Annotated in this window: 17 protein-coding genes; 14 read left to right on the forward strand and 3 right to left on the reverse strand. The window is 64.8% G+C overall.

Translation table 11 applies throughout. The features are described from left to right. Positions 1-8 precede the first annotated feature (8 nt). Complete coding sequence (locus tag NDO55_RS12085) at positions 9-1,175, forward strand: DUF2059 domain-containing protein (protein ID WP_252113950.1); 1,167 nt, start codon at positions 9-11, stop codon at positions 1,173-1,175. A 76-nt stretch (positions 1,176-1,251) separates the two neighbouring features. Next, positions 1,252-1,923, forward strand: a complete 672-nt coding sequence (locus NDO55_RS07600; protein WP_252113952.1) for a glutathione S-transferase family protein — start codon at positions 1,252-1,254, stop codon at positions 1,921-1,923. A gap of 126 nt (positions 1,924-2,049) precedes the next feature. Here the strand turns inward: NDO55_RS07600 and ubiG are convergent, their stop codons facing one another. After that, the gene (gene ubiG, locus NDO55_RS07605; protein WP_252113954.1) at positions 2,050-2,769 is read right to left on the reverse strand and encodes a bifunctional 2-polyprenyl-6-hydroxyphenol methylase/3-demethylubiquinol 3-O-methyltransferase UbiG; all 720 of its coding nucleotides are present in this window, start codon (positions 2,767-2,769) and stop codon (positions 2,050-2,052) included. A 47-nt stretch (positions 2,770-2,816) separates the two neighbouring features. Between ubiG and NDO55_RS07610 the strand changes: the two genes are divergently transcribed. Continuing rightward, a complete protein-coding gene (locus NDO55_RS07610; RefSeq protein WP_252113956.1) occupies positions 2,817-4,013 on the forward strand; it encodes an aspartate kinase in 1,197 nt (398 codons plus the stop codon). A gap of 2 nt (positions 4,014-4,015) precedes the next feature. Beyond that, a complete protein-coding gene (locus NDO55_RS07615; protein WP_252113958.1) occupies positions 4,016-5,044 on the forward strand; it encodes an NAD(P)H-dependent flavin oxidoreductase in 1,029 nt (342 codons plus the stop codon). Here the strand turns inward: NDO55_RS07615 and NDO55_RS07620 are convergent. Continuing rightward, complete coding sequence (locus tag NDO55_RS07620; RefSeq protein ID WP_252113960.1) at positions 5,041-5,481, reverse strand: hypothetical protein; 441 nt, start codon at positions 5,479-5,481, stop codon at positions 5,041-5,043. The two genes, NDO55_RS07615 and NDO55_RS07620, sit on opposite strands and share 4 nt — an antisense overlap. A 139-nt stretch (positions 5,482-5,620) precedes the next feature. Here NDO55_RS07620 and ptsP point away from each other — a divergent pair, with 139 nt between their 5' ends. The 5 genes from ptsP to ftsH all read left to right on the forward strand — a co-directional run bounded on the left by ptsP (position 5,621) and on the right by ftsH (position 13,032). Beyond that, positions 5,621-7,882, forward strand: coding sequence for a phosphoenolpyruvate--protein phosphotransferase (ptsP, locus tag NDO55_RS07625; RefSeq protein WP_252113962.1), 2,262 nt, complete (start codon positions 5,621-5,623; stop codon positions 7,880-7,882). Positions 7,883-7,976: 94 nt separating this feature from the next. After that, positions 7,977-9,017: a helix-turn-helix domain-containing protein gene (locus NDO55_RS07630; protein WP_252113964.1), complete on the forward strand. Its 1,041-nt coding sequence runs from the start codon at positions 7,977-7,979 to the stop codon at positions 9,015-9,017. 68 nt (positions 9,018-9,085) lie between these two features. Next, positions 9,086-9,979 carry a tetratricopeptide repeat protein gene (locus NDO55_RS07635; protein WP_252113966.1) on the forward strand — a complete coding sequence of 298 codons (894 nt, stop codon included), beginning with the start codon at positions 9,086-9,088 and terminating at the stop codon, positions 9,977-9,979. Beyond that, positions 9,970-10,977, forward strand: a complete 1,008-nt coding sequence (gene tilS / locus NDO55_RS07640; RefSeq protein WP_252113968.1) for a tRNA lysidine(34) synthetase TilS — start codon at positions 9,970-9,972, stop codon at positions 10,975-10,977. Before NDO55_RS07635 ends, tilS begins: the two co-directional genes overlap by 10 nt. Before the next feature lie 84 nt (positions 10,978-11,061). Continuing rightward, a complete protein-coding gene (ftsH, locus tag NDO55_RS07645) occupies positions 11,062-13,032 on the forward strand; it encodes an ATP-dependent zinc metalloprotease FtsH (RefSeq protein WP_252113970.1) in 1,971 nt (656 codons plus the stop codon). 59 nt (positions 13,033-13,091) lie between these two features. Here the strand turns inward: ftsH and NDO55_RS07650 are convergent, their stop codons facing one another. Next, the gene (locus NDO55_RS07650; protein WP_252113972.1) at positions 13,092-14,159 is read right to left on the reverse strand and encodes a DUF3667 domain-containing protein; all 1,068 of its coding nucleotides are present in this window, start codon (positions 14,157-14,159) and stop codon (positions 13,092-13,094) included. Between the two features lie 89 nt (positions 14,160-14,248). Here NDO55_RS07650 and NDO55_RS07655 point away from each other — a divergent pair, with 89 nt between their 5' ends. The 5 genes from NDO55_RS07655 to NDO55_RS07675 all read left to right on the forward strand — a co-directional run bounded on the left by NDO55_RS07655 (position 14,249) and on the right by NDO55_RS07675 (position 18,326). After that, positions 14,249-14,857 carry a nicotinate-nucleotide adenylyltransferase gene (locus NDO55_RS07655; RefSeq protein ID WP_252113974.1) on the forward strand — a complete coding sequence of 203 codons (609 nt, stop codon included), beginning with the start codon at positions 14,249-14,251 and terminating at the stop codon, positions 14,855-14,857. Positions 14,858-14,903: 46 nt separating this feature from the next. Continuing rightward, positions 14,904-15,281 carry a ribosome silencing factor gene (rsfS, locus tag NDO55_RS07660; RefSeq protein ID WP_252113976.1) on the forward strand — a complete coding sequence of 126 codons (378 nt, stop codon included), beginning with the start codon at positions 14,904-14,906 and terminating at the stop codon, positions 15,279-15,281. Between the two features lie 15 nt (positions 15,282-15,296). After that, positions 15,297-15,728, forward strand: a complete 432-nt coding sequence (locus tag NDO55_RS07665; RefSeq protein WP_252113978.1) for a 23S rRNA (pseudouridine(1915)-N(3))-methyltransferase RlmH — start codon at positions 15,297-15,299, stop codon at positions 15,726-15,728. Then, on the forward strand, positions 15,725-16,879 hold the full coding sequence (locus NDO55_RS07670; protein WP_252113980.1) for a murein hydrolase activator EnvC family protein: 1,155 nt from the start codon (positions 15,725-15,727) through the stop codon (positions 16,877-16,879). Before NDO55_RS07665 ends, NDO55_RS07670 begins: the two co-directional genes overlap by 4 nt. 115 nt (positions 16,880-16,994) lie before the next feature. Continuing rightward, entirely contained in the window at positions 16,995-18,326 is a 1,332-nt protein-coding gene (locus NDO55_RS07675; protein WP_425276898.1) for a S41 family peptidase, read from the forward strand. The last annotated feature ends 49 nt before the right edge of the window (positions 18,327-18,375 follow it).

The raw sequence follows: 18,375 nt of genomic DNA on the forward strand, positions 1-18,375 counted from the left end.
ACATTCCAGTGAAGACCAAGTTTGCTTTGACCGTTTCGGCCATGGCGATGGCGATTGCCACGCCGGCCATCGCACAGGATGCCGACGAAGCGCCTCCTGTGGTCGTCGTGACGACGCAGGACGCGCCGCCGCCTGTTCTGACCAATGTCCAGGAAGTCGATCTCGACCCGTCCAATGCCAAGATGGAGCTCGCGCTCCAGGCGGTCGACATTTACTGGCCGCAGGGCCAGGCCGCGAACACGGTCAATTATGTCTTGGGTGACTATGCCGACCGCCTGCTCGATACGCCGATCCAGGAACTCGCGCGCGAATTCGGCGCGCAGGAAATGATGGAGCTGGCCGCAGTCGCCTATGAAATGGGCGAAGGCATGGACCTGTTCGGATTCCCGGGCCTTGGCGGCATGGCCGGCATGGACGTACCCGAGGCGGCGGCCGATGAAGATATCGAAGCGGCAGTCGAAGAGGATGGTGAGGAATTCACCGCGCCGCCCGAAATGACGCCCGAACAGATGCAGATGGCCGCGGACATGATGCTCGGCGCGCTGGGTGACAAGACGCTGCGCGAAATGATCCTCGAGGAAGACGAATATTTCAACGAGCGTCTCGCGATCGTGCGCGATGTCATGGCGACCGAATTCCCGCCGGTCATGGCGGATTCCGAACCGCGCCTGCGCGAGGTGATGGCCGAACTGTTCGCCGATCGCTTCACCGAAAGCGAATTGCTCGAACTGGCTGCATTTTCTCAGACTGAGACGGGCATGAAGCTCACCCGGACGTTCTGGACCATGAGCCTCGAGCCCAGCTATTATCGCGCCATCATTGCCGCGATGCCTGGTTTCATTCGCGGCATGCCGCGCCTTGTCGAGGCCATGGAAACGCGCTTTGCCGAAGCCGACCTGCCGCCGATGTTCCCCGAGCCCGAGCCGTTCGACGAGATCGCCTGCTCGGAAGTCGAGGAAGGTGACGAGGTCGACGCCTGCTACGACGATAGCTGGGAAGTCGCAGAGGAAGCGATGGAAGCCGAAGCGGTGGAGATCGAAACGGCGACCGAGGAAATCCAGATGAGCGACGAAGACCTCGCCGCCATGTACGAAGAATGGGCCGCCGACGCCGAGGCCGAGGCCGCCGACTATCGTGCCCGTGCCGAGGAATTGCGCGCCGGCAGCGAAGACTAAAAGCGTTTCAAGACGGGAAAGGCCGTCTCGCCCGCTTGCCGGGCGGGGCGGCCTTTCCTAGTTAGGGCTGCATCCCATGTGGCAATTATATCAATATCCGCTCTGTCCCCATTCGCGCACCGTCCGGTTGGTGATGGGCGAAAAGGGAATCGCGCATAATCTCGTGCGCGAGCACCCGTGGGAGCGGCGCGACGAATTTCTCGACCTCAATCCGGCGGGAGAGACCCCGGTCCTGGTCGAGGATCGCTCGGGCGACGTGCTGATCGGGACCCAGGCCATTTGCGAATATCTCGACGAGACCAACCCCAAGACGCCGATGCTCGAAGGGAGCGCCGCCGCCCGCGCCGAGGTGCGGCGCCTCGCCGACTGGTTCGGGCGCAAGATGTGGCAGGACGTGGTCGCCCCCCTGCTCGAGGAAAAGATGTTCAAGCGCATCATCAGCCGCGCCAGCCCCGACACGGTGCGCTTGCGCGAATCCATGCGCGCCGCCAACGGGCATCTCGACTACATGGACTACTTGCTCGACCATCGCCGCTGGCTGGCGGGCAGCCGCCTGAGCCTGGCCGACTTCGCCGCCGCCGCACAGCTGAGCGTCGTCGACTATCTCGGCGCGCTCGACTGGCGCGGGCATGAAAATGCGAAGAATTGGTACGCGGTGATGAAGAGCCGCCCCGGCTTCAGGCCGTTACTAGGCGAGCGCATGGAGGGCGTCGCGCCGCCCGCGCATTACGACAAGGTCGATTTCTAGCAGGAGCCACCGAGCGCAATGCAAGCGGAGCGAAGCGAGCGGCATTGCGTGAAAGATGGCGAATGCCGGCCAGCCTGCGCAAAGCGACAGGACTGACGGGGCAGGCCGCCCTGCCCCGGCACGACGCTAAACCCGCCGAGCCGCGATCAGATAATTGAGCCGCAGATCCTCGCTTAGGTGCAGTCCCTTGGTCGGCGAGAAGGCGATACCGCGCGTTTCAATGGGCTCCATGCCTTCGGCCGCCAGCATCTCTTCCAATTGCTCGGGCGGAATGAACTGGTCGTAATCGTGCGTACCGCGCGGGATGCGACCGGTGCCTTCTGCCAGCGTGATCGTCAGCAGCTTCGACAAGGGCGTCTTGTTGGGCGTCGACAGGATAAGCAGGCCGTCATCGGCCAGCTTCGACACCACGACCTTCAGGAAATCGTGGGGGTCGGCGACATGTTCGATGACTTCCAATGCGGTGACGAGGTCATATTGCGCCTCGACCGCCGCGACTTCGCCGGCGCGATAGTCGATGTCGAGACCCTGGGCACCCGCATGCGCCTTGGCCGCGTCAATGAGTTCGGGGGCAGCATCGACCGCGGTCACCTTGGCGCCCATCCGCGCCAGCGGCTCGGCCAGCAGCCCGGCCCCGCATCCGATATCAAGCGCGCTTTTCCCGGCCAGCGGCTTCAGGTCGCATTCGTCCAACCCGAAATGGCGATCCAGCTGTTCGCGAATGAAGCCCAGCCGCACCGGATTGAGCTTGTGCAGCATCGCGCTGGCGCCCTTGGGGTCCCACCAGTCGCCCGCAAGGCTCCCGAAATGCTGGGCCTCGGAGGCCAGGATGCTTGTCTTTGCCATGTCCCCTTCCTACACGCTCAACATCACTCACCCAAGGGAAACCGCACTTGCCGCGCGTCGTCATGAAATTCGGAGGCACCTCGATGGCCGGCATCGAGCGCATCCGCCATGTCGCCTCGCTGGTCGCCAAACAGGCAGCGGAGAGCGAGACCTGCGTGGTGGTGAGCGCGATGGCGGGCGAGACCGACCGCCTCGTCCAATTCTGCAAGGAAGCCGCCGCCGAACACGACCCGCGCGAATATGACGTGGTGGTCGCGAGCGGCGAACAGGTGACGGCAGGCCTTCTCGCCATGACCCTCCAGAATTCGGGCCTCGACGCGCGCAGCTTCATGGGCTGGCAACTGGTCAAAGCCAGCGGCGTCCACGGCAATGCCCGCGTCGACGGCATCGACAGCAGCGAGCTGGACGACGCGCTGTCGAACGGCACGGTCAGCGTCATTCCGGGCTTCCAGGGCGCGACCCCCGACGGGCGCGTCGCCACCTTGGGCCGCGGCGGGTCGGACACCAGCGCGGTCGCCATTGCAGCAGGGCTCAAGGCCGATCGCTGCGATATCTATACCGATGTCGACGGTGTCTACACGACCGACCCGCGCATCGACCCCAATGCCAGCAAACTGGACCGCATCGGGGCCGAGGAAATGCTCGAGCTTGCCGGCTCGGGCGCCAAGGTGCTGCAGGTACGCTCGGTCGGGCTTGCCATGCGCGAGGGCATGACCCTCATGGTGCGCTCGGCCTTCGAGGATGTGCCGGGCAGCGAAATCATCTCCAACTGGGACGAGACTATGGAACGGACCGCCATTTCGGGCATCGCCGCGGATCGCAATGAAGCGCTGGTGAAACTCATCGCCGAGGACAGGCCAGGCCGCCTCGCCGCCGCGCTGCACGCGCTGGCCGACGAGGGGCTGACCGTCGATATGGTCGCGCAGGCCTCCGACAGCCTGCATTTCACGGTTCCGCGTACGGCATTGGACCGCGCATTGAAGGCACTCGACAAGGCCAAGGACAAGATCGGCCACACGGCCATCAAAAGCGACAATGAAGTCGCCAAGATTTCCGTCGTCGGTGTCGGCGTCCGATCGGACCCGGCGCTCGCGGCCAAAGTGTATGACGTGCTCGCCGACCGGCAGGTGCCCTTGCTCGCGGCGACACTTTCAGAATTGAAGGCCAGCGCGCTGGTGCCCGAAAGCCATGTCGATGTGGCGGTCCGGGCATTGCATGCCGCGTTCGGCCTGGGGGGAGAATGAACATGGGTCGTGGACACGACAAACTGAAACGCCTGATGGCGCGCGGCACCGAATTTCTCGGCTGCGACTATGCAATCCTCGGCGGCGCGATGAGCTGGATCTCGGAGCGCAATCTCGTCAGCGCCATTTCCAATGCCGGTGGCTTCGGCGTGATTGCCTGCGGCGCGATGCCGCCTGAATTGCTCGACAAGGAAATCGCCGCCACCAAGGCGATGACCGACAAGCCATTCGGTGTGAACCTCATCACCATGCATCCCGATCTCGACGACCTCATCGACATCTGCGCCAAGCATGACGTCAGCCATGTCGTGCTGGCGGGCGGCCTTCCGTCGGGCAAGGCAATCGACCGGATCAAGCAGCACGGCGCCAAGCTCATCGCCTTCGCGCCGGCGCTGGCGCTCGCCAAGAAATTGAAGCGGTCAGGCGTCGACGCACTGGTCGTCGAGGGCATGGAAGCCGGCGGCCATATCGGCCCCGTCTCCACTAGCGTGCTCGCACAGGAAATCCTGCCCCATGTCGCCGAGGAAATGCCCGTCTTCGTCGCCGGCGGGATCGGGCGCGGTGAAGCCATCGCCGCCTATCTCGAAATGGGCGCGGTCGGCGTGCAGCTCGGCACCCGCTTCGTCTGCGCGACCGAATGCATCGCGCACGAAAACTTCAAGAAGGCCTTCCTGCGCGGCAATGCCCGCGATGCGGTCCCCAGCGTCCAGATCGACCCGCGCCTGCCGGTCATTCCGGTCCGCGCGCTCAAGAATAAGGAAACCGAAGCCTTCGCCGCCAAGCAGCGCGAAGTCGCCGACCTTCTGGACAAGGGCGAACTGGAAATGGCCGAAGCCCAGCTTCAGATCGAACATTATTGGGCGGGCGCGCTGAAGCGCGCGGTGATCGACGGCGACGTGGAGTCGGGCTCGATCATGGCCGGCCAGTCGGTCGGGATGGTCAAGCGCGAGGAGCCGGTTGCCGACATCATCGCCGAACTGGTCGAGGAAGCCGCCGCCGCGCTGACGATGCGCGCCGAGCAGCCCGCCTAGCCCTTCGCCTCCGGCATGGTCGGCATCGGCACCGCCTCGCCGCCCGTCTCCATGCCCTCGGCAAGCAGGCCGATCAGCGCGCGGGCATCGTGCCGGAATCCGGCAAAGTCGTCGATGATGGTGAGCCCGCTTTCATAGCGCTCGGCAAAACGCTCCACCTCGCTTGCCATCCGCCCCATCGCCTCGGCGCGTTCGCGCATCAGCATCGCGAGTCGCGCATGACCGGTTGCCAGCGCTGCATCGGGCAAGGGGCGCTGATGAGCGACATAATGGCGCCGCAGGAGCGTGATCAGCCGCGCCAGTGTCATGACCAGGAGGCTGTTGTCGCTCTCGGCGCGATATTGGTCGATCGCGCATAGGAGGTCGGCGGAAAGGTCGCGAAGGTCGCCCCCCTGGCCGCCGCCTCCCGGCACATCGATACTCGAATAGGCGTTCATACCGCCTCCTTCGTTACTACAACGAAACGGGATTCTTGTGGCAGGTCCGCTTGCCACCCCGCCAGCCTATTCCGGTCCATATCGGATTCAGCTGGCGATTTGCTTTGCAGCGCCCCGCCTTCCTGCTAGCTCCACTGGCATGCCTGAAAGCGCTTCCGCCTCCGCCCGCGAGATCCTGACCGGCCTCCACGCCGTCATGGCCAGCCGTGGCAGCGCGCAGGCCAAGCTGGACCGTGTGGTCGACCTCATCGCCGAGGCGATGGCGAGTGAGGTTTGTTCGATCTACGTGCTCAAGGAAGGCGCGCTCGAGCTCTACGCCACGCACGGCCTCAACAAGGAAGCGGTACACCAGACGCGGCTCGACATGGGCGAAGGCCTGGTCGGCACGATTGCCGAGCAGATGCTCATCCTCAACCTCGAGGAAGCGAGCAAGCATCCCCAATTCGCCTTCCGCCCCGAAACGGGCGAAGAGCATTTCCACAGTTTCGCCGGTGTCCCCATCGTGCGCCATGACGTGCCGATCGGCGTCGTCACTGTGCAGCACGAAGACAGCCGCAAATATCTCGATGTCGAGATCGAGGCGCTGCAGACCGTGGCGATGGTACTCAGCGAATTGCTCGCCAATGCGGGCATTGCCGACGGCACCAAGGGGCGCGCGCGCAATACCGGGGAGCAGCAGCTGGCAGGCCTCAAACTGGTCACCGGCATGGCCCGCGGCCGCGCCGTCTTCCACCAGCCCAAGGTGACCGTCGAACATACCGTCGCGGAGGACACCGAGGCGGAACGCGCCCGCGTCTACCAGGCATTCCGCCGGATGCGCGAACAGATCGACAATATGACCCGCGACGCCGAATTCGGCGTCCATGGCGAACATGAAGAGGTGCTCGAGACCTACAAGATGTTCGCCTATGACGAGGGCTGGAGCCGCCGCATCAACGAGGCGATCGACAGCGGCCTGACCGCCGAAGCGGCGATCGAACGCGTCCAGCAGCGCACCCGCACCCGTATGCAGGAAATCGACGATCCGCTGCTCAAGGAGCGGATGCACGACCTCGAAGATCTTTCCAACCGCCTGCTCCGGATCGTCGCCGGCAAGTCGGGCACGGCGGCACAGCAGGGGCTGCAGGAAGATACCGTGCTCATCGCCCGCAACCTGGGGCCCGCCGACCTGCTCGATTATGACCGTCGCCGCTTGAAGGCCGTCGTGCTGCAGGAAGGCTCGCTCACCGCCCACGTTACCATCGTGGCGCGCGCGATGGGCGTGCCGATGGTCGGCAAGATCGAGGAAATCCGTCACATCGCCGCCGATGGCGACCAGATTCTCGTCGATGGCGACAGCGGAACGATCACCGTGCGCCCGTCCGACACGTCCCGCGACCGCTTCGACAAGGCGATGGCGACCTCCAACGAGCGCCGCGCCGAATTTGCCGCGCAGCGCGACAAGCCTGCGGAGACCAAGGATGGCGCGCGGGTCGAACTGATGGTCAATGCCGGCCTTGCCGACGATGCAGACCAGCTGGAGAGCAGCGGCGCCGAAGGCATCGGCCTGTTCCGCACCGAATTCCAGTTCCTCGTCGCGGCCACGCTGCCGGGACGCGAGAGCCAGTACAAACTCTACAAGCAGGTGCTGCAACTGGCCGGCGACAAGCCGGTCGTGTTCCGCACGCTCGATATTGGCGGCGACAAGGCGCTGCCCTATCTCGACGAGAAGGACGAGGCGGAAAATCCGGCCATGGGCTGGCGCGCGCTGCGCCTCAGTCTCGACCGCCAAGCGCTGATGAAGGCGCAGGCCCGCGCCTTGCTCGAAGCCGCCGCAGGTCGCCACCTCAAGGTCATGTTCCCGATGGTCAGTGAGCCGTGGGAATATGAGGAGGCCCGCGCTTTGTTCGAGGACCAGGTCGCCTGGCTGCGCAAGCGCAAGCGCTTCCTGCCGACGGTCATCGAATATGGCGCGATGCTCGAAGTGCCGGCGCTGGCCGAGATGCTCGACCAATTGCTGCCGCGCTGCGACTTCATCTCGATCGGCACCAACGACCTTACGCAATTCCTCTTTGCCGCCGATCGCGGCGATCCGCGCCTTGCCGATCGCTATGATTGGCTGAGCCCAGCCATCCTGCGTTTCCTCAAGCGCGTCATCGATGCGTGCAACGCACACGAGACGCCATTGCGCATTTGCGGCGAAATGGGCGGGCGAACCTTGGAAGCGATGGCGCTGGTCGGCATGGGTCTTCGCAGATTCTCGATCACCCCGGCAGCGGTCGGGCCGATCAAGGCGATGATCCGGTCGCTCGATGCGAGCGAGATCGAGAGCCGCATGACCGAACTGCTCGCCGATCCGCCGCGTGACATGCGCCGGGTGCTGAAAGAATGGGCACAGGCGCACGAAATCGTCCTCGATTAGGCTTTTTCGCGGCCCTGTGCGTTGCATCGGTTGACAAAGAAGTGGTCCGTGCCTTCTCTGGCACGAGACGGGATTTTCGAGGCTGGGGACAGGCATGGACGAAGAAGAAACTGGCGCGGTTGACGAAAGCTATGTGCCGATCGGCGAACGGCTGAAGGCCGCGCGCAACGAAACCGGTCAATCGATCGAGGAAGTTGCCGCCGAAACCCGCATTCCGCAGCGCCATATTCGCAGCCTCGAGGCCGGCGACTGGGCAGCTTTGCCCGCCCCCACTTACACGATCGGTTTTTCCAAGACGCTGGCCGAACGCTACGGCCTCGATGTCAGTGCGACCGCCGCCGAGGTGCGCGAGGAAATGGGCGCCGCTGCACCGCCCATGGCCGAGGTTGGCGGCTATGAGATTGCCGATCCCAAGCGCGGTATGCCCGGCTGGGTCATCATCGTTGCCATCGCCGCGATCATCCTTGCCGTCTTGCTGTTCAGCTGGATGAACGACCAGCGCCTCGTCGCCGAAGAGCGTGCCGAAGATGCGCTGGCACAGTCCGAAGCGGACGATGCTGCCAATACGCCGACCGATATCCCGCCTGCAGAAATGCCCGTCCTGCTGATCGCCGAGGACCAGGTCTGGCTACAGGTCACCGATGGCGGCACGACACTCTTTTCGGGTGAGCTTGCGCGCGGCGATACCTATCGCGTCCCCGACGATGCCGAAGCCCCGATGCTCGAGACCGCACGCCCCGAATGGCTTCGCATCCGCGTCGGCAGCAATGACATCCCGCAGCTAGCCGAGGATGGCGTGCGCGTGCGCAATGTCAGCCTGCTGGGCGAAGACCTGACGGCGCAGCCCGAAGCCGAGGCGGAGCCCGAGCCCGAAGCGCCGGCACGTACGGCAACGGCGCCGGCCCCGGCACCGCAGCGCACGGCCCCGCAGCCGACGCCGCAGCGCCAGTCGAGCCCGACCACGCAGGAGCTCAACCGCCAGGCCGCCGCCCGCGCCCAGGAGGCGCTTGAGGAAGCGCAGGATACGGCCGCTGAGGCCGCCGAGGACGAACCGCCCGCGCCGCCGCCGACCCCGCCTGCCGAGACCGACGATGGCGGCGAAGCGGCTGCCGAAGGCGATACTGCAACCGAATGATTCATCTCCCGCTCATCTGCCCTTGGAAAGGGTGACGGCGGAACGTAACACCTTGAGGAACCTTTGAAATGACCCGTTTTCTTCTGGCCGTGCTCGCATTGTTCATGCTGGCCGACACGGCGGCCGCGCAAGAGTCCGACCGCGCCCGCGAGCGTGAAAATCGCGACCGTATCGAGCGACTGGAACGCCAGGTTCGCCAGATGCAGGAGCGCGTCTATCCCGATGGTCGCCCGGCCAGCACGGCAGGCTATTATGACGAGCCCGTCGCCACGCGCCGCTCGGTCGACATCATGACCGGCCGCGTCGAAGCGCTCGAACGCCAGATGACCGAGCTTGTCCGCGCCTCCGAAGAGGCGACCTATCGCCTCGGCCAGATGGAAGCGGAAATCGCCCGTATGCGTGCTGAAATGCAGGCCGACCGCGCCGCCAATACGGTGCCGGAGCAGTCGACGCCAATGGCCGTCAATGACGCCACCCCGCCTGCGCCCGAGCCGGTGGTCGAGGACACGCCTCCTGCGACCCAGCCGCCCGCGCAGGTCGATACGGTCGCTGCCAGCGATCCCAATTTCGAAGCTGCCGGCGAAGAAGCCTATATTGCCGGCTATCGCCTGTGGAACGAGGGCCAGTTCGACGCCGCCATCACCGCCTTGTCGTCGATGGCCGCGACCTATCCCGACCATCGCCGCGCCAGCTGGGCCCGCAACCTTCATGGCCGCGCCTTGCTCGACAAAGGCGATCCGACCGCTGCTGCGCGTGTCCTCTACGACAATTACCAGACCGACCCGTTTGGCGAGCGGGCTGCCGACAGCCTCTATTTCCTCGGCCTTGCCCTCGTCGAACTGGGCGAGAATGAAAGCGCCTGCCAGGCCTATGGCGAGCTGATCGACTATTATGGCGACAGCATGCGCCAGTTCCTGCGCGACCGCCTGCCGAGCGCGATGGCATCGGCGCAATGCAGCTAGACGACGCCGTCGTAGAGCGTTTCAGGAGGATCCTTGGAACGCTCGTCGGGCCGCGCCAGAAAATCGGGCTCGCCGTGTCCGGGGGGCCCGACAGCATTGCTCTGCTGCTGCTCGCCCGCGTCGTCGCGCCGAGCCGCATCTGGGTCGCCACGGTCGACCACAAATTGCGCCCCGAAGCGGCCGACGAGGCCAGGTTCGTCGCCAATTTGTGCGCCAAGCTCGGCGTGCCGCACGAAACATTGGAGATTGCCTGGGGTCAGAAGCCGACCAGCAACCTTCAGGCCCGCGCACGCGAACAGCGCCTCGGCTATCTCATTCGCTGGGCCGAGACCAATGGCCTGCCGGTTATCGCCATGGCGCATCATGCCGACGACCAAGTCGAGACGCTGTTGATGCGCCTCGCGCGCGGTGCAGGGCTGCCCGGTCTTGCGGGGATCCGCCGCAACCGCCGCCTTACCGACAATGTCCGCCTCGTTCGCCCGCTGCTCGGCTGGCGCCGCAGCGAGCTCAAGGACATCGTCGCCAAAGCCGGGATCGAGCCGGTCGACGATCCGTCCAACCGCGATCCCCAGCATGACCGCACCAAGATTCGCGAGGCGATCGAGGCGTCGGGCCTTGGCGACTTCGACGCCATTGCGCGCTCCGCAGGCCATCTGGCCGATGCCGAGGAAGCGGTCGAGTGGATGGCCGAGGGGCTTGCCGATATCCGGCTCGAGCGCGTCGAGAACGGGCTGCTGCTCGATCCCGAGGGTCTGCCCTTCGAGGTCCGCCGCCGCCTCATCCTGCGGACCTTCGACCGGTTCGGCCGTCCGCGCCCGCGCGGCCCCGCAACGGTGCGCCTCATCCGTGCGCTCAATGCCGGAGAGATCGCGACCCTTGGCGGACTGCGCTTCGCTCCCGGCGATAGATGGTCGATCACGCGACCAAAACCCCATGCGGGAACCGAGGAAAGCGTAGAGACCGCAACCGGCACCACAAGCGCCGTGGACGTCAACTGAACGCCAACTTTAGGCCCATATTGTAGGAGAGCCATGCGCTCCCTATCTTTGTACCCGACCACAATTTTCGGATAATGTATCGCGATGGACAATAATCAGCCGCAGGGCCAGCCGCCCGAACAGCCCAAAAATGCATGGGTTCGCAGCCTCGTCATCTGGCTGGCGATCATTTTCGGCCTGATCCTGTTCGTCCAGGCACTGGGCGGCAGCAACAGCCAGAATGCCGCCGAGCCGATGTCCTATTCCGAGTTCGTCAATCGCGTCGAACAGGGCGACATCCAGTCGGTAACCATCGCTAGCCAGCCCGACCGCACATCGGTGATCTCGGGCGAACTGGACGGCGAACGCTTTACCACCACCGCGCCTGCCGACGCCAATGTGTCCGACCGCCTGCTCGAACAGGGCGTCGCGGTCGATGTGCGCGCGCAGGAGCAGACCAGCATTTGGCAATATCTCCTGTTCCAGTCGCTGCCCTTCATCCTCATCCTCGTCATCGCCTTCTTCGTCATCCGCCAAATGCAGAAGAATAGTGGCGGCGGCGCGATGGGTTTCGGCAAGTCCAAGGCCAAGATGCTGACCGAGGCCAAGGGCCGCGTCACCTTCGAGGACGTTGCCGGTATCGACGAAGCGCGCGAAGAGCTGCAGGAGATCGTCGAATTCCTCAAGGATCCTGGCAAGTTTGCGCGCCTCGGCGGCAAGATTCCCAAGGGCGCGCTGCTGGTCGGCTCTCCCGGTACGGGTAAGACGCTGCTGGCCCGCGCCATTGCGGGTGAAGCAGGCGTCCCCTTCTTCACCATTTCGGGTTCGGACTTCGTTGAAATGTTCGTTGGCGTCGGCGCCAGCCGCGTGCGCGACATGTTCGAGCAGGCCAAGAAAAATGCGCCCTGCATCATCTTCATCGACGAAATCGACGCGGTCGGTCGCCATCGCGGTGCCGGCCTCGGCAATGGCAATGACGAGCGCGAACAGACATTGAACCAGCTGCTGGTCGAGATGGACGGCTTCGATGCCAATGAGGGCATCATCATCATCGCCGCGACCAACCGTCCCGACGTGCTCGACCCGGCGCTGCTGCGTCCGGGCCGCTTCGACCGCCAGGTCGTCGTGCCGCGTCCCGACATCGATGGCCGCGAGAAAATTCTCGAAGTGCATATGCGCAAGGTGCCGCTGGCCCCCGACGTCGATGCCCGCGTGATTGCGCGCGGCACGCCCGGTTTCTCGGGCGCCGACCTTGCTAACCTCGTCAACGAAGCTGCGCTGATGGCGGCCCGCAAGGGCAAGCGCCTCGTCGCCATGGCCGAGTTCGAAGAGGCCAAGGACAAGGTCATGATGGGCGCCGAGCGCAAGTCCATGGTGATGGACGAGGATGAAAAGCGCATGACCGCCTATCACGAGGCCGGTCACGCCATCGTCGCGCTGCATGAGCCCGCGTCGGATCCCATTCACAAGGCGACCATCATCCCGCGCGGCCGCGCGCTCGGCATGGTCATGCGCCTGCCCGAACGCGACAGCTATTCCTATCACCGCGACAAGATGCACGCGAACATGGCCGTGGCCATGGGCGGGCGCGTCGCCGAGGAACTTATCTTCGGCTACGAAAAGGTCTCGTCGGGTGCGAGCGGAGACATCCAGTACGCCACCAAGCTGGCGCGCGACATGGTCACCCAGTGGGGCATGTCCGACGAGATGGGCCCGGTCCAGTATGAGGAGCAGCAGGGCGAAACCTTCCTCGGCTACTCGCAGAGCCAGGGCATGAATGTCTCGGCCGAGACGGCACAGAAGATCGACAAGGAGATCCGCCGCCTCATCGACCAGGGCTATGACCGCGCCAAGCAGGTGCTGACCGACTATAACGAGGAACTTGAAACGCTGGCCCAGGCGCTGCTCGAATATGAGACGCTGTCGGGCGAGGAGATCAAGCTGATCCTCGATGGCGGCGAGATCGATCGCGGCGGCCCCAAGGGCCCGGTCATCCCGACTGCCGGTAGCTCGATCCCCAAGGCCAAGCGGCCCAAGAAGGGTGGCAGCGGCATCGGCGGACCGGCAACGGCCTAACCGTCACCACATCACCAAACGCGAAGGGCGGTGCCAGCGATGGCGCCGCCCTTTTCGGTTCAGCTGATCACGCCCAGCGTCAGCATCAACGCGAGGAACAGCGACAGGGTAATGATCGAGATAATGCTGAGATAGAAGGTCCCGGCAAGCGAGCGCAGCCTACCCAGTCCATAGGTGCCGCGGAAATGGCGGTAGATATGGATGGGCGGGATGAAGACGAGGAGTAGCGCAAACCAGTCCTGCCATCCGACAGTACGAGTCATGAGGTTCACGATGATGGCCAGCAGCATCATGAAGCTGATCGAATAGGTCACGAAAACGGCATGGTCGTAGAGCTTGAACCGCCGCGAAATCGGGAAGAGCAGCCACAGGAAGGGCAGCGACAATGGAATGAGCAGCCAGCTCAATTTGTAGGCCGCAGTCTGCACCTTATAGAGATAGAGGCCCGGATTTTCCTCTGCTTTGGCAATCTGCTCGTCGAACATGCCGATACCGGACTCCCCGAAGGTGATGCCACTGCGCTGCACCGCTGCTGGATCACCACCAGTCTCCCAGGCTTCGAGTTGTAATTGGGCAAGGTCAAGTTCGGCGCGAACACCCGTCATCGCGCCAGAAACGCCTGGAAAGTCGGCATTTTCAAGCTCTTCAAGGTTCGCCTCGAGCTCGGCCACACGCTCGCGCTGCTGCTCGATCGTCGCGGCCGGTTCGCGGATCGTATTGATCTGCTGGTCGCTGATATCGACCGACACGACCAGCGCAAACATGGCCACGACGGTAAACAGGTAGATGGCGATCGGGCTGATGAAGCGGGCGCGTTTGCCCTCGATATAGTCGCGCGTCAGGCGGCCCGGGCGCCAGATCAGTGCCGGCAAGGTGCGCCAGAATTTCCCGTCGAGATGGAGCACCCCGTGCAGCATATCGTGCAGCAGCCCGCCTAGCGTACGGTGGAGATGCCCCTTCTGCCCGCATTCGTGGCAATAATCGCCCTGCAGCGCGGCCCCGCAATTGAGGCAATTGTCGGGGCGCTCATGCCCCTTCTTGCCCTCGCTGCCGGGCTCGATCGCCTTGGCCGCGCCTGCACCGCCAACGATCTCGCCGATCGCGCTTGCACCTTCGATGCCGTTCATCTGCCTCTTATCCCCCAGTCGCAGCGTCTTACCCCATCCATACACTGACATCTGGCAGGGGCAAAGCTTGTCTGCTAGCGCCGCAGGCCATGGCACGGATCGGCCTTTTGGGCGGGAGCTTCAACCCGGCGCACCGCGGACATCGCCACATCAGCCTGGCGGCACATCGCGCGCTCGGGCTCGACGAAGTGTGGTGGCTGGTAAGCCCCGGCAATCCGCTAAAGCCAAAGAAAGGCATGGCGCCCTATGACGCGCGCTTCAAATCGGCGCAGCTCATGTCGAGGCGCGCGCCCATCCGCGCCAGCGATTTCGAGGTGCATGCCGGCACGATCTATACTGTCGACACGCTCGCCGCGATCCGAAAGGCCTATCCGCAGCATGAATTCATCTGGCTGATGGGCGAGGATGGTGTTGCACAATTCCACCAGTGGAAAGACTGGCGCGGCCTGGCGCGCACCATGCCGATTGCCGTCATGACTCGCCCGGGCTATAAGGATGATGCCCGGGCGGCGCGCGCCATGGGTTGGCTACGGTGGTTCGTCCGCCCCGCAGCGCAAGCAATCAACTGGACGAATTGGAGTGTACCGGCGATCACGTTCCTGCGTCTGCCGCCCGATCCGACCTCCGCAACCGCGCTGCGCGCGCGCGATCCCAATTGGTTTCACGACCTAGAAGCGACCGGGAGGAACCGGTCGTAAGCCATGAGGAGTGACTTTGCCCCAAGCATCTGCGACCGACCGAGACATGACGACTGACAACCCTGCCCCGCCCGCGACTTCCGAGGAAGTCGAAAAGCTGCACGATCTGGTCATGCAGCTGATGGATGACGAACAGGCACAGGAAGTCGTGTCGATCCCGCTAACGGGCAAGAGCTCGATTGCCGATCACATGGTGATTGCGAGCGGTCGTTCTTCGCGCCAGGTCGCGGCGATCGCCAACAAGCTGGCTGAAAAGGTCAAGAAGGATACGGGCAAGTCGCCCCGCATCGAGGGACTGCCGGTCGCCGACTGGGTGCTGATCGATTGCGGCGACGTCATCGTCCACCTTTTCCGCCCCGAAGTGCGCAGCTTTTACAATCTGGAACGCATGTGGGCGTTCGGCGACGAGGAAGGCAGCGCCTGACGCTGCCGTGCCGCCATGCTGCTGCACATCATTGCCAGGGGAAAGATCGGTCGTTCCAGCGAAGCTGACCTCACCGACCGCTACCTCCAGCGCATCCAGTGGAAGACCAAGGTCACCGAGCTGCCCGATACGGGCGGCAACATCCCCGATCCCATCGGCACGCCCGTTCGCAGCGTCGTCCTCGACGAGCGCGGCAAGGCCATGCGCTCGAAGGATTTCGCCAGGAAACTCGAACGCTGGCGCGATGAAGGCGTGCGCGAGACGCGCTTCCTCATCGGTGCCGCCGACGGCCATGAGGCCGAGACGATCTCCAGCGCCGACCTGCTCTTTTCATTCGGTCCTGCCACTTGGCCGCATATGATGTGCCGCGCCATGCTCGCCGAACAGCTGTTCCGCGCCACCGCCATCCTTGCCGGTCATCCCTATCATCGCGAGGGGCCGCGATGAGGCGGCTGCTCCTCATCGGCGCGCTGGTGGCCGCTGCAGGCCATGCCCAGCCGGTCGAGGAAGCGGATGCGACGCTGGCGCAGGTCCGTGCCGAGGCCGAAGCCGCGTCGGCAAGGGCGGCCACCCTTGCCCGCGAGGCCGCCGAGGCAGGAAACGAGGCCGACCGGCTCGCCGCCGAACGCGCCGCACTGGCCGCCGAGCTCGAAGCCAGAGATGCCCGCCGCGCCGCGCTGGAAATCGAGGCGGCGGAACTGACCGCCGAGCGTGAGCGGATCGAAACCCGCCTTGCTGCCGAGGCCGCGCCCGCTTCCGCGCTCTATGCCGGTCTTGCCAGCCTGTCGCGTCGTCCGCCCGTCCTGACCCTTGCCGATGCGGGATCGGTCGAGAAGCTCGTCCGCCTGCAATCGCTCGCCGGGATCATCGGCCCCGCCATCGAAGAGCGCACCGCCGCTACCCGCGCCGCGCGCCAGCGTATCGCCGCCCTGGCTGCCGCCACTTCGCAGCGGCAGACGGAGCTGGCCGAGGAAATCGTCAATCTGGAAGCCACGGTGGCACGCCTTGCAACGCTCGCCGCCGAGCAGCGCGAAGCCGCGACCAACCTTGCGGGCGAAGCCGCGCGCGCCGACCTGCGCGCCATCGCGGCCAACGAACAGACCGCAGAATTCGAGGACCAGGCCGAACGCACCCGCTATTCGCGCGAATTTGCCGAGGCGCTGGGCAATTACGGCGCCGCGCCGATCCGTCCCGGCCGCCTGTCGGGCGACGAGGTCGACGATGGCCGCCCGCGCCCCTCTTTCGATTACCAGCTCCCAATCGAGGGCGCTGTCCTGCAGGGGCTCGGCAGCCTGTCGCGCGACGGCGTGCGTGCCCGCGGCATCCTGATCGATGCAGCGCCCGGCGCCGAGATCGACGTGCCGGCCAGCGGGACGCTCTTGTTCGCCGGCGCCTTCCGCGACCGCGACGGGGTCGTCGTCATCGACCATGGCAATGGCTGGATCAGCCTCATCACCAACCTGCAGACCGCCGTCACGCCCGACAGCCGGGTGCGTCGCGGCAACCGCCTCGGCCGCGCGCTCGGCCCCGTCGGCGTCGAGCTGTGGCATGACGGCGTCCCGCAACCTGCGGCCCTCATCGCAGGTTCATCCTATTGAGTGCAATTTTGCGCCATCCGGTCTAGAATCGGTGCAATGACGCGACATCGGTCCCATATGGGGCCCGACCGAGAAAAAGGATTTGGCCACGGTGACGACGACTTTCCCGCAGAAAATGGCGCTTTCCGCGCTGCCCGCACTCGCAATCGTAGGGGCGGTATCCTTGGCTCCGGGAATGAGCGCATCGGCAGGCGCCCAGGACGCCAAGACCTACGAAGAACTGGAGAAGTTCATGGCGGTCTTCCAGCGCGTGCGCGAAAACTATGTCGAGGAGGTCGATGACGAGACGCTGATCCGCGGCGCCATCGACGGCATGCTGTCCAGCCTCGACCCGCATAGCGCCTATCTCACCGCGACCGATTTTCAGAATATGCGCCAGACCACCGACGGCAATTATGGCGGTCTCGGCATCAGCGTGAACATGCAGCAGGGCGTCGTCTACGTCGTCTCGCCCACCGAAGGCACGCCGGCCGATGCCGCTGGCGTCAAGGCAGGCGACTTCATCACGCAGATCAACGACGAACTCGTCTTCGGCATGACGCTCGATGAAGCCATTTCGATGATGCGCGGTCGTCCCGGCACCGATGTCGACATCACCATCATCCGTCCCGGTCGCCAGGAACCGATCGAACTGACCATCACCCGTGCGATCATCGACCTCAAGCCGGTGCAATGGTCGGTCGAGGACAATGTCGGCATCATCAACATCAACCAGTTCTCCTCGCCCGTGGGCGAAGGAGTCGCCGACGCGATCCGCTCGATCAAGGCCGAGCTGGGTGGTCACCCCGCCGGCTACATTCTTGACCTCCGCCGCAACCCGGGCGGGCTGCTCGACCAGGCGGTCGAAGTCAGCGACGTCTTCCTCGAGCGCGGCGAAGTCGTTTCCGAACGCGGCCGCGACAAGGGCGACATCCAGCGTTTCTACGCGACCGATGGAGACCTCACCGAAGGCCGCCCCGTCATCGTCCTCATCGACGCCGGCTCGGCCTCGGCCTCCGAGATCGTCGCCGGCGCGCTGCAGGATCATCGCCGCGCCGTCGTCATGGGCGAAACCAGCTTCGGCAAGGGCAGCGTCCAGACCGTCGTGCAGACCGGCGAAATGACCGCGCTGCGCCTCACCACCGCGCGCTACTACACGCCTTCGGGCAAGAGCGTGCAGGCCGGCGGCATCGAACCCGACATCATCGTGCCGCAGCTGTCCGACCCCGACCGCCTCAACCGCGTGCGCCTTCGCGAAGCCGACCTTCGTCGCCACCTGGTTGCGCAGGCCGGTGTCGAGGATGAGGTGCTAGAGGAAGACAAGACGCCCGATCCGCGCTTCTCGCAGACGGCCGAGGAAATAGCCGAAGCGGGCATCGAGGACTTCCAGCTTCATTATGCCGTCGAGACGCTTGGCCGCCTGTCGCAAACCCGCGCGGGCAACCGCATCGCGGCGACGCTCGACTAGACGATGCTGGCGCCTGCTTCCCGTAACGAGGGTCTGCTGACCCCGGCCC

It is taken from the genome of Sphingomicrobium sediminis, assembly GCF_023805295.1.
In the GTDB taxonomy this organism is placed as follows: Bacteria; Pseudomonadota; Alphaproteobacteria; order Sphingomonadales; family Sphingomonadaceae; genus Sphingomicrobium; species Sphingomicrobium sediminis.